The following is a 10,998-nucleotide window of genomic DNA, read 5'->3' on the forward strand; positions in this document are numbered from 1 at the left end:
AAAAACGACTATTCAAATGAATAGTCGTTAACGCATATTACACTCAAGTCTTGTTGGCACTGGGTACTCACACTACCTAGTGCCTTTTTGTATGTCCTCATTATAACATGTTCCAAGGAATAATAGTAAAATATTATTCCTTGGAACACACTGGAACACACTTAATGACCAAGTGGTCTAGATTGTGAAAAAAGCCCGTTTAGGACGTTTGTGAAACGAGCTGAACGGGCTTTTTTGACTTTGTGAAGTGGGGGAACTTCACAAGGGTAGTTTAACCCCATCAACGGGACAACTCAAGGTAATTGGGATTATGTTAACTGGCTTTGGTATACCTGATATAAGTTGTTTTTAAAGTGCTTTCGCCTTCTTTTTAGCTTTTTTATATTCTCCTCCAGTAACAGCGATAAGCATTAACACGCAGCAGGCAATAATTACTTCCTTGCTCGTAAAAATAATTTTAACATCCACGCCAAACAGATAAGCAACTAAGATCACTAAAAAAACAATCCCTAAACTATACAAAAAATCGTTAAAAATCTTTTTAACCATATCTATATGCCTCTATCAATTATTGGAAGCGTACATTTCTAATATAGTATATCACTTTCAAAAGATAGAATTAAATACATATTTAAACTCATTAATATATCCTAACTTCCACTGTTTATATTTTTATAACTAATTTCCATTAATCGTATTATAATTTATTACCATTTATTTTAAGTCTTACCGTTAATCAATATCAAAAAAACATTTACAATAATAAATTTCTGTTTTACAATAAAAAAATAATCTTAAACAGCAAGAAAGAGAGATTTTATTATCATGAATAAAACGACAAAAGTAATTCTTAATGCATTAGTATTTGTAGCATGGTTCGCTATGTTTAGCATGTTGATCAGTACGGTGGCATATTTTGGGAGTTTTTGCGTTGATATAGTTCATATATCTAAGCAAGGATTATCACAAAATACAGGATTTGCACTATTTTCAAGTTTTATCAATTTAATAACTTCTATTTTGCTAATTTTTATTTATAACTGTCTTAGGAAGTTTTCAAATTCCGTCAAAAAAAATTCGTTTTTCAATGCCTATAATATCATTCAACTAAAATCATTTTTAATATATACTGGCTCTTACTTAGCCATTGAACTAGTATTTTTATTTGTTTCAGGTATACATGAACAATATCCATTTGGACCGGCTCTTGGAAACGCATTACTATCAATTGCTCTGCCTACTGTATTCTGGGCATTTAGTTATCTTGTCTATGTGGCTTTTAAATATGGATTCAACCTACAAGAAGATGTCGATGAAGTAATTTAAAAGAAGGTATATAACTATGATTAAAATTAATTTAGATAAACTATTAGTAGAACGTCAAATGAAATCTAAAGATTTAGCAGAAATGATCGGTATTACACCCGCTAATCTTTCAATTCTAAAAAATGGTAAAGGTAGAGGCATCCGCTTTTCAACTTTAGAAAACTTGTGTAAAGCGTTAAATTGCCAGCCTGGTGACATTATGACTTATGAAGAGTGATTCTTCTATATAAATTTTTTAATTACACCATTTAATTTCAACGTTGTGTAAAGTCACTTTGGTATACCTAATTAAATGGCCACCACGCTACATTCTTATTCACACGATTACTGTATGTTTTTGAATTGTACTTTTCATAGTGATTACTCAATTGTGACTGCGTATCCTTAGGTATATCATTTTCGTCAACAATTTTCACTTGTCGTACATATGTACCTTTATGTTGAACTAAGGCAACATCTGTTTTGTAATTATATTTCCCCGTAGTGAACTTTAACCACTCACCTTCTCCAAACGGATCATTATATACAAAACTATCAATCTTCCCATTTGTTCTTTTCTCATGTTCATTAAGTAAATAGACTTATTCAAATCTATTAGCGAACACGTCGAATAATTCGGCCAATGGTCTTTCCAATATTGTAGGCTAACTTATTCCGTCCACCGTTAATATTGATTAATTTATCATCTTCCAAATGTTCAAATTTATTTACTACATTCAAATTATTATTCATAATATACTTCTCTCTTAAATTATTATTACTCAACCTAATTCATTAATGTAAAAATCCTTGCAAAAAACTGAAAATAAAATCTCCAGCTACACCTATCCAGATTAAAAAGAAACCTACTTTTTGCCATAACTTTAAATAGTTAAACACCTTATTAATATTTACCGTCAACAAAAGCACACCTATAAAGCCCACCAACTGTAAAACATTATCAACCATATGTCTTCCCCCTAATAAAAAATCTATATCAAACTAGGTATCATTAATATTCCATCATACAATAAATGAACATAAATTCCACCACGTAAGGAATCGGTCTTCTTCCAAGCTAATGTAAAAGGATATCTAGTTAGTCCAACAATAATAGCCGATGTATAACTAAATCCAAAAGCAGGAAGATGAAATACAAAGAAAAATAAACAGCCTAAAATATTAGCTATAATCCATGCATTATGATTCCCTATTTTATTAGTTAATATACATACAATTGGTAGAATCAATGCTGCCATACTAAATTCTTCACCTAATATCGTAAATATAGATTGGAAGTCATATACCATGTTTTCAATTGTACTTTGTCCATCCATAACTACCTTTGAAGCATTTGGATTAATATCTATATGAATGAGTATGAAAACTAACAACATTGATAATGTTATACCAAATGAAATCGACAACAATATAAAAACTACTTTTATAGAACCTTTTTGCATTGGTCGTAGCATTTGCATCAGAGGATTTTTTCCAAAAATTATCAATAACGCTAATAACCCAGTAATTAACGGGAGGAACCAATTTATACTATTAAGGAATTCCATATTATATATATTACACTCTACTGAAAGTCCAAATATACTTAACAATATTCCAATAACTAAACTACGGAGATTTTTAATCTTCAGTTGATCCATACATTCATTCCCTTAATAAAGATAAAGCCCACGTTCCGTTTAGTCCGTGGGCTTCTTTTAAAAACATTTTAGTGACGACGACGGCGACGAACAGCTCGACGAACACCTTTAACACGTCCAATAGCTCCCAAAAAAGCAGCTGCATCACTTCCAAGTTGATAGGCTAATCGATTAAACCCACCATTAACGTTATTTAATTTAGCATTCTCAATAGCATCAAATTTATCCAATGTAGAAAATTTATTACTCATAATAATAGCCCCTTTACATAAAACTCGACTAATTAAATTCCCAAAAATCCACGACCGAAACTCCAAACAGCATCTACTACATGATATCCTGGATATGGCTTTCTCCACTTTTTCTTTCGACCACCAACCACTGTGTTAAGTTGACTATCCGACATAAATTCAAACCCTTGCATCGAAATTACTTTATCGTTCATCATAAACCACCTCAATTCTATCTTAAATATGGCATCTGTTTACAACACATATATTATCACTTGATTTTTTGAATGCAAATTATTAAAACGTTTTATTTCAAATAATTTAAAAACATTTCTATCAGTACAATTAAATGCTTTAATATTCATTTTTAAAACGCTATTATTTATATAGTACAACCAATATTTAATTAAAAAACACCATATAGAAGGAGTTTCGTTTTGAAATTTCATTACATTTCTCAAGTCGATGAACGTGACTGTGGTGCTGCCTGCTTAGCCATGATATCTGAGACTTTTGGTCACAACATATCAATTTCAAAAATTAGAGAGTTAGAAAAAACTAGTTTAGATGGGTCAACCGCTTTAGGTATTAAAAAAGCTGCTGAGAAACTTGGATTTGAAACAAAAGCTATCAAAGCAGATATGACTCTATTTGATGACTATAAAGACATTCCTTACCCTTTTATTGTCCACGTCTTAAAGCCTGAAGATGATGAGCTTCTAGAGCATTATTACGTAGTCTACAAGGCAACAAAACATCACATCTATATTGCTGATCCAGATCCAGATGTTAAACAGAAAAAAATGTCTTATAAACAGTTTTCTGAACAGTGGACAGGTGTTGCACTATTTTTTGCAACTAGCCCAGAATTCAAGCCTAATACTGATAAACAAGCCGGCTTCAAATCATTCTTTCCCATTATTTTTAAGCAAAAAGGCCTTGTTGCGAATATCGTTGCCGCTTCATTAATTGTGACCTTAATTAGCATTGCGGGATCATACTTCTTACAGATATTGATTGATGACTATATCCCCAATGGTATGTTCACTACGTTAAGTATTATGGCAGTCGGTTTAATCACTGCTTATGTATTTCAACAAATTATGAACTATGTACAGCAATATTTACTAATTGTATTGGGACAACGACTATCAATTGATTTAATTTTGTCATACGTTAAGCATTTATTCGAATTACCCATGAACTTTTTTTATACAAGACGTGTAGGAGAACTCACATCACGTTTTAACGACGCCAATACCATTATTGAGGCCGTTGCTAGCTCTATTCTTTCTATGTTACTTGATGTTGGCATTGTGCTCATTATGGCAGTAGTCCTATTGGCTTATAATGCGGATATGTTCCTTATCTCAGTCCTAGCCATTCCACTGTATGTTATTGTGATGTACTTATTTGCCAAACCATTCCATCGTTACAATATGGACGAAATGAAATCAGGTGCTAGCTTAGAGTCCTCAATTATCGAAAGTCTTAATGGTATGGAAACCATTAAAGCTTTAGGTGCTGAAGAAAACAGCTATAATAAGGTCGATAAAGATTACGTGCAATTCCTAAAGCGCTCTTTTAAAACTTCTCGTCTAACCTCAATTCAAGAAGCCATTAAAGACGGCTTAAAGTTAATCTTCGAAGTCCTAGTTCTTTGGTATGGTGCTAACTTAGTCATGCAAAATAAACTAAGCGTTGGTCAGCTCATGGCCTTTAATGCTTTGCTGGGATATTTTACAGACCCACTGCAGTCAATTATCGACCTACAAAGCAAAATCCAATCTGCCATTGTGGCCGCTCATCGTTTGAATGAAGTCTTTGAGGTCCCATCTGAATTTAAAGAAAATGGACAAACCACTTTACCCATTAAAGTTGATAATGACATTGCTTTAGCCTTCAATAACGTTTCTTTTGAATATCAATACAATAAGCCCGTTTTAGACAGGCTCTCTTTAACAATTACTAGCCATGAAAAGTTAGCCCTAGTCGGGGTTAGTGGTTCCGGTAAATCAACCCTAGCTAAACTATTGGTCCGTTTTTATGACTTATCTCGTGATGACGGTAAAATCACCTTAAATAACACTAATATTCAAAACATAGATAAACAAAAGTTACGTGAAATCATTACTTATGTGCCCCAAGAACCACATATTTTCACAGGAAAGGTCATTGATAATCTGTTACTAGGTGCTAAGCCAGGAACTACCTTTGATGATGTGCTTAAAGCGACGGAGATTGCTGAAATTAGAACAGATATAGAAGTCTTATCTCAAGGCTTTGAGACAGAAATTTCTGAAGCAGGAAGCCTTTCGGGTGGTCAGCGACAACGTATTTCACTAGCCAGAGCTCTATTAACGGATTCTCCAGTTTTGATCTTAGATGAATCCACCAGTAATTTAGACCTACTTACAGAAAAGAATGTCGTTGATAATTTAATGGCTCTCTCTGATAAGACAATTATCTTCGTTGCTCATCGTTTAACCATTGCCGAACGGGTCCCGCGTTTAGTCATGCTTGATCATGGTCAAATTGTGGCTGATGGTGCACATGATCAGCTGCTCGGAAACAATGCTGCTTATACTAACCTAGTTCAGAAATAAGATTGAGGTAATTTATGTTAGATGATAATCAATTTGAAAGTTCTGAATTTTATAATCGACGTTATGGCACCTTTACAACTAAATTAATCTGGCCGATCGTTATTGGGCTAATCCTCTTAATTCTTTTTATGTGTTTTACTAAGAAAGAAATTGTCGTCAAATCTGTAGGATCGATTGAACCTGAAAAAACGTTAGCAGTCATACAATCACCTAGCAACAATCCGGTCACTAAAAATAACCTCAAAGAGGGTAAGCACGTTCAAAAAGGTGACACCCTTGTTGAATTCGATAAACGTGACCCTAAAAATGCAGAAACTGTAAACAACGCTAAGCTTAATAAAACCACTGCTAAATTAGCTGCTTTAAATACTTTCAAACAAAGTGTCCAAACAAATCAAAACTTATTCAATGGTAATGATAATTATGGCTATGCTGATCAGTTTGACGATTATCAAGCGCAATTAGCTGACTTACAAAACTCATCAGCACAAGAGCATGCTGACATTTCAGCTGGCAATGAAAACACACAGAAAAAAAATAATGATCTCTACCGGGCTAACCAATCCCTAACTAACAAGGAAAGCTCCCTTAAAGCGAAAACACTTGCGGATATTAATAATGAGATCAGCAACCTACAAGATACAAACATTGAATTAAACGGACAATCAAAAAATATTGATACCGACATGCTCAATCAAGAAATCCTAGCTCCAACTAACGGAGTGCTCCATGTACCAAACAATAAAACACAAACAAAGTATCTACAAAGTGGTTCAGAAATTGCTGAAATCTACCCCAATCTTACAGCTAACACAAAATTAACAGCCAACTTTTATGTCCCAACTGATAAAATGAACGGCATTAAAACCGGACAAAAAATTCGATTTAAAGCCAATCAAGATGGTCCCAAACCACTTCTGTTAAAAGGCCAAATTACTAAAATAGATAGCGCTGAAACAACTACAAAAGAAGGATCGGCTTATCAAGTTACAGCTATGCTTAATCCTAAAAAAACAGATTATAAACAAGTTCACTATGGCTTAAGTGGTAATATATCAGTCATTACTGGTAAAAAAACATGGCTTAACTATGTAAAAGATCTCTTATTCACATCAGCATAAAACACTTTTTCTGAAAGGATTTAACATGAAACCAGCTAAAATAATCGGTATCCCAGTAGGATTTTGGATTATCCTTACTTTCATTTGTGGAGAAATATTTCAACCATTTTCCGTGAACGTTCCAATTTACGTTTTATTTATTCAGTTAATTGGAACCGCACTGTTTATTAGTCTTATCATTCATCTTGTTAATAAAAAAACTAATAATGGAAAGCTCTTCCAGACTAAATTAATACTATCAAAAACACAGAAAATTTATTTAAGCTTAACAATTATTTGGTTTCTTATTATCTATCTAACCAGCTGTTTTCCGAGCTTTATTAGCTTCTATAAAACAGATCTTAAAACACTATTCGCTGCAACTATAACTGCTCTAAGTGCTGGATTTTTTGAAGAATATCTTATACGTGGTTATTTATTTAATTTAGTCCAGCGAATACTTAATAAGTTACATACCACCCACTATTTATTAACAGTAACATCAATAATAACTAGTATTTTGTTTGGATTATTACATTTTACTAATATTGGTGAATCTAGTCTAACAGCAATATATCAACAAGTATTTTATGCGACTTGTTTAGGTATATTCTTTTCCGCCATTAAAATAAAAACAAACACAATATACATTGGTGCCATCGCACATTTCATCTTTGATTTACAACCAACCATACTAGGAGGTACCGAGACAAGCCCATGGATTATAATTATGATCCTGTTCCTTCCAATAACTATATTTAGTATTTTATTCATTATAAGTGTTGATAATACTAAACAAAAAATTATTTACTAAATAGGTTGATGTAAAAACAAGCATGCAAAGGCTCTCTCTCGCCACTCGTCCATTTCCTGCTTTCGCAGTACTGGACGAGTGGCTTTTGTGCATCTCAAGCGCCTTACATGTTTCATGTACAATTTCATTTCTTTATCCACACAGATCACCCCTTGTGGACGTCTCTAAGCTTTGCCGTTAGTTTATTTGGTGCAACTGGTTAATCACCCGCTTAGACACGCTGAAATCGCTCTGCACTATCACTAGTGCGATCTTTCCGCATTCTATATGTCTGGCTATCTAGCGCAACCTAGATAGGTGCTAATGTAGTGTTCCCTCGTCGGCTTCTACCATTAACAGCTTCACTGCTTCTCTTTTATGCTCCCGCAGTGCTTTGAGCAAGGTCCTTCACGTGACGTCTTAGTTTCCACCTAAGCTTATTGTTCCCTAGAGTTCGTTATACTCACAGCGCCGTAACGTGGCAGGTTCATCGGTGCTTGTCTTTTTAAGTAAACAAAAAAGACGATACAGTTAGCCATTCTAAAGCTTACACTGTATCGTCTTTACACCAATAATCCACTTACTGTGAGTTAAATTTGTAGGTTGACGTCATCACTTCGTATACTTATAATTGTAGTTACAAAGTGATTTGACAATGTGCTTCGAATACTTGACCTATTCATTGCACTAGCTCCATTCAGAACGCCAATTCTGAATGGAGCTTTTTCGTTTATTCGGTTGTTAATAACATTAATGTTACTTTCACATGTACACATATGTCAACATGCAAAACTCCGATATACTTCAAGGTAGTTTAGTTTAATGACGTCAAAACTAAACTAAACCGTTTAGTTTTTATGCTAAACTAAACTAAACCGTTTAGTTTAGGAGAAACTTTGATATGAACAGAGATGAATTAGCACAGTCTTTAAACATGTCTAAAGCAACGCTTTATAAAAGATGTCGTGCTTTAAACATTCCCATTGACAGTTTAGATAGTTTAACTGATGAGCAAAAAACTAAACTCATGAATTTTAAACGCACGTCTTCAAATAAAAAAAATAATAATTTACATACTTTAGAAAAAAGTACAATAGATGAGTCCCAAATCCCTCATAATGACACAGATTCGTTAACTGAAACACTATTACAACAGAATAAATCGCTAATAAATCAGTTAAATGCCAAAGATTCTCAGCTAGAAGTTGCTCAAGAAAATATCAAACATGCCAACCAACTCGCAACGGAAGCTCATAAGTTGGCAGATCAAGCACAACAATTGCAACTTGATCTACAACATAAACTTCAAATTACCGAACAAGAACGTCTAGATTTACTGAACAAGAACAAGCAATTAATGATGGAAACATCAACCTCTTCTGAACTAGAAGAAGAAATAAATACCTTATCTAATGAACTAGAAGATGCCCAATCTAAATCTGAAAAATTTCAGCAAAAGTACGTGACACAAAGGCAATTATTAATTAGTTACATATCAGAAAATAAGGATCTTCAAACTAAAAAAAGTGAGTTACTTGATCAAGCAAATACATTTAACCAATTACAAAGTGAAGCTGAACAACTTAAAACCGAAAATGAACGTTTAACCCATTCTCTTGAACAAATTAACAATGATCGGGGCACTTTAACAAACCAAGTATCAACACTTGAGCAACAACTTAATCAAGAAAAAAGTAAGGGGTTTTGGAAACGATTATTTAACCGTTAAATTAAATATTTAGTATCATTAAACACCTATGACGAACATATTTTATGTTATACTTTTAGTTATCAACTAAGTTTGCACAGGCACGCGTGAGCCAGATATTGCGCCATAGAGTGACGGCTTAGTTGATATCAAAGGTAGACGCATAAGCGTCTTTTTTTTTGCAAAAAAGCGTCTGACAATGTCTGACAACTTAAAATAGGGTGTCTGACAACGTCATACATCCGACAAAAATTGAGACACCTAGAAATGCCTACACTGTAGGCTCTCAACGAATGTTGAGACAATTTCCCCTTATGCTCTGTTACATTTTTTCTGTCATACAAAAGCACCTTTTTGTATGACAAACTTGTATGACATTGTCATACATAATTTTCCACCCGGCGGAATGACATAGTGTCATTTTTATAATCCATTCAGTCAATTTAATACTGATTTTTTCGATCCAACCGGTAATTTTCAGATCAAAATCACGGTACGACTTTGGTCGTACTTTTGGTACGAACTTTGTCGTACTTCCTTTAGGTTCTACCGGAGGCTGAAATCCCAGCTCAGCGGGGTTCCGGGACACCGTCCCGGGATTTCCCCTTAACCCGTTAAAATTTCATTTTTTCAATTACAGCTGATTAATTCATCTTGTTAATCAACAATATCCTGCTTCTTCCCGTTAAAAAAAGACGCTAGCCATCAATTGGTTAACGTCTCTTAAAACACTACTTCATGAAGTAACGTTTAATGATTTCAACAATTACACCAGTAATAATACCCGCAATAATTGTCATGACGAAAGTAAAAGGAGTCATCATCAGTAACCTCCAATCTGGCGCCTTTTGTAGTGATGCGCCAGCTGGAATTATAGCACAAAAAAACCTCTTTAGGTCACTACACCTAAAGAGGTTTTTTTAATCAGAGGTTACCTCTGACTCCAATACTTCCGTGGTTTCATTATAACATATATCCCTTTACTAGAAAAAATAATTCAAGGTTAATGCCGCATTTACAAAGATACTTGATCAACAAACTATTAACCTATATGGACTGGTACAAACAGCAACAACGTGACCGTGGATTTAATGGTCCTAGTCGTTGATAAACAAACATCAAAATAGCATAATGATAAGTATCAAGGGACGCTAAACCTTGATTTTTAACCCGACTACTCTGTCCGCATACGGTAGTCGGCTTTTTATTTGAAGTGAACTTTCTTGAATGATGTTACAATAGACAATGCGTTGGAGCGGGAGCACTCGTAATCCAACGTAACAAGATAAGAACCTTTGGTTCGTTTTGAGTGTTAGCTTACCCCTCAATTACTCAAGTCAAGGAGGTAGAGCAACATGAAAATTCGAGAAAGGTTTGCGTGTAATGGACGTAGTATCGTGGGCAATTGCCATTTCGATCATTCTTGGCGCATTAGGTTCTTACCGGGTAAAGTCAGCAAAGTCTGACTATATTCGTCGCTCAGACCCCAATGACAAAAAGAAAAACGACTATTCAAATGAATAGTCGTTAACGCATATTACACTCAAGTCTTGTTGGCACTGGGTACTCACACTACCTAGTGCCTTTTTGTATGT

13 protein-coding genes are annotated in these 10,998 nt (G+C 34.2%); 7 read left to right on the top strand and 6 right to left on the bottom strand.

Annotated features, from left to right (window positions below; all coding sequences use genetic code 11):
• Window positions 1-348: 348 nt before the first annotated feature.
• Window positions 349-549, bottom strand: a complete 201-nt coding sequence (locus JOC36_RS08560; RefSeq protein WP_205146078.1) for a hypothetical protein — start codon at window positions 547-549, stop codon at window positions 349-351.
• A 276-nt stretch (window positions 550-825) separates the two neighbouring features.
• On the opposite strand from JOC36_RS08560, the gene JOC36_RS08565 reads away from it, so the two are divergent.
• Together JOC36_RS08565 and JOC36_RS08570 are read left to right on the top strand one after the other, a co-directional pair.
• Window positions 826-1,326 (top strand): hypothetical protein, encoded by a 501-nt coding sequence (locus tag JOC36_RS08565; RefSeq protein WP_205146079.1) that lies wholly within the window; start codon window positions 826-828, stop codon window positions 1,324-1,326.
• Between the two features lie 16 nt (window positions 1,327-1,342).
• Window positions 1,343-1,543 (top strand): helix-turn-helix domain-containing protein, encoded by a 201-nt coding sequence (locus JOC36_RS08570; protein WP_239517574.1) that lies wholly within the window; start codon window positions 1,343-1,345, stop codon window positions 1,541-1,543.
• A 377-nt stretch (window positions 1,544-1,920) separates the two neighbouring features.
• On the opposite strand, the gene JOC36_RS08575 is transcribed toward JOC36_RS08570, so the two are convergent.
• The 5 genes from JOC36_RS08575 to JOC36_RS08595 all read right to left on the bottom strand — a co-directional run bounded on the left by JOC36_RS08575 (window position 1,921) and on the right by JOC36_RS08595 (window position 3,411).
• Window positions 1,921-2,058, bottom strand: coding sequence for a hypothetical protein (locus JOC36_RS08575; RefSeq protein WP_205146080.1), 138 nt, complete (start codon window positions 2,056-2,058; stop codon window positions 1,921-1,923).
• A 42-nt stretch (window positions 2,059-2,100) separates the two neighbouring features.
• Window positions 2,101-2,274: a hypothetical protein gene (locus tag JOC36_RS08580; protein WP_205146081.1), complete on the bottom strand. Its 174-nt coding sequence runs from the start codon at window positions 2,272-2,274 to the stop codon at window positions 2,101-2,103.
• A gap of 23 nt (window positions 2,275-2,297) precedes the next feature.
• Complete coding sequence (locus JOC36_RS08585) at window positions 2,298-2,966, bottom strand: CPBP family glutamic-type intramembrane protease (protein ID WP_205146082.1); 669 nt, start codon at window positions 2,964-2,966, stop codon at window positions 2,298-2,300.
• 68 nt (window positions 2,967-3,034) lie between these two features.
• Window positions 3,035-3,217 (bottom strand): hypothetical protein, encoded by a 183-nt coding sequence (locus JOC36_RS08590; protein ID WP_205146083.1) that lies wholly within the window; start codon window positions 3,215-3,217, stop codon window positions 3,035-3,037.
• Window positions 3,218-3,249: 32 nt separating this feature from the next.
• Window positions 3,250-3,411 carry a hypothetical protein gene (locus JOC36_RS08595; RefSeq protein ID WP_205146084.1) on the bottom strand — a complete coding sequence of 54 codons (162 nt, stop codon included), beginning with the start codon at window positions 3,409-3,411 and terminating at the stop codon, window positions 3,250-3,252.
• A 222-nt stretch (window positions 3,412-3,633) separates the two neighbouring features.
• Between JOC36_RS08595 and JOC36_RS08600 the strand changes: the two genes are divergently transcribed.
• From JOC36_RS08600 to JOC36_RS08620, 5 genes are all read left to right on the top strand, one after another.
• Window positions 3,634-5,802, top strand: a complete 2,169-nt coding sequence (locus JOC36_RS08600; RefSeq protein WP_205146085.1) for a peptide cleavage/export ABC transporter — start codon at window positions 3,634-3,636, stop codon at window positions 5,800-5,802.
• Window positions 5,803-5,816: 14 nt separating this feature from the next.
• A complete protein-coding gene (locus JOC36_RS08605) occupies window positions 5,817-6,923 on the top strand; it encodes an HlyD family efflux transporter periplasmic adaptor subunit (RefSeq protein WP_205146086.1) in 1,107 nt (368 codons plus the stop codon).
• A gap of 25 nt (window positions 6,924-6,948) precedes the next feature.
• Window positions 6,949-7,716: a CPBP family intramembrane glutamic endopeptidase gene (locus JOC36_RS08610; protein WP_205146087.1), complete on the top strand. Its 768-nt coding sequence runs from the start codon at window positions 6,949-6,951 to the stop codon at window positions 7,714-7,716.
• An 880-nt stretch (window positions 7,717-8,596) separates the two neighbouring features.
• Window positions 8,597-9,424, top strand: coding sequence for a hypothetical protein (locus JOC36_RS08615; protein ID WP_205146088.1), 828 nt, complete (start codon window positions 8,597-8,599; stop codon window positions 9,422-9,424).
• 1,362 nt (window positions 9,425-10,786) lie between these two features.
• A complete protein-coding gene (locus JOC36_RS08620) occupies window positions 10,787-10,927 on the top strand; it encodes a hypothetical protein (protein WP_205146089.1) in 141 nt (46 codons plus the stop codon).
• Window positions 10,928-10,998 lie beyond the last annotated feature (71 nt).

The sequence above is a fragment of the Weissella uvarum genome (assembly GCF_016908785.1).
Lineage (GTDB): Bacteria > Bacillota > Bacilli > Lactobacillales > Lactobacillaceae > Weissella > Weissella uvarum.

Bases quoted from the DNA above. Each gene is read 5' to 3' on its own strand.
- JOC36_RS08575 (WP_205146080.1), bottom strand. From the start codon at position 2,058: ATGAATAATAATTTGAATGTAGTAAATAAATTTGAACATTTGGAAGAT.
- JOC36_RS08605 (WP_205146086.1), top strand. From the start codon at position 5,817: ATGTTAGATGATAATCAATTTGAAAGTTCTGAATTTTATAATCGACGT.
- JOC36_RS08580 (WP_205146081.1), bottom strand. From the start codon at position 2,274: ATGGTTGATAATGTTTTACAGTTGGTGGGCTTTATAGGTGTGCTTTTG.
- JOC36_RS08570 (WP_239517574.1), top strand. From the start codon at position 1,343: ATGATTAAAATTAATTTAGATAAACTATTAGTAGAACGTCAAATGAAA.
- JOC36_RS08615 (WP_205146088.1), top strand. From the start codon at position 8,597: ATGAACAGAGATGAATTAGCACAGTCTTTAAACATGTCTAAAGCAACG.
- JOC36_RS08565 (WP_205146079.1), top strand. From the start codon at position 826: ATGAATAAAACGACAAAAGTAATTCTTAATGCATTAGTATTTGTAGCA.
- JOC36_RS08610 (WP_205146087.1), top strand. From the start codon at position 6,949: ATGAAACCAGCTAAAATAATCGGTATCCCAGTAGGATTTTGGATTATC.
- JOC36_RS08595 (WP_205146084.1), bottom strand. From the start codon at position 3,411: ATGAACGATAAAGTAATTTCGATGCAAGGGTTTGAATTTATGTCGGAT.
- JOC36_RS08620 (WP_205146089.1), top strand. From the start codon at position 10,787: ATGGACGTAGTATCGTGGGCAATTGCCATTTCGATCATTCTTGGCGCA.
- JOC36_RS08590 (WP_205146083.1), bottom strand. From the start codon at position 3,217: ATGAGTAATAAATTTTCTACATTGGATAAATTTGATGCTATTGAGAAT.
- JOC36_RS08585 (WP_205146082.1), bottom strand. From the start codon at position 2,966: ATGGATCAACTGAAGATTAAAAATCTCCGTAGTTTAGTTATTGGAATA.
- JOC36_RS08560 (WP_205146078.1), bottom strand. From the start codon at position 549: ATGGTTAAAAAGATTTTTAACGATTTTTTGTATAGTTTAGGGATTGTT.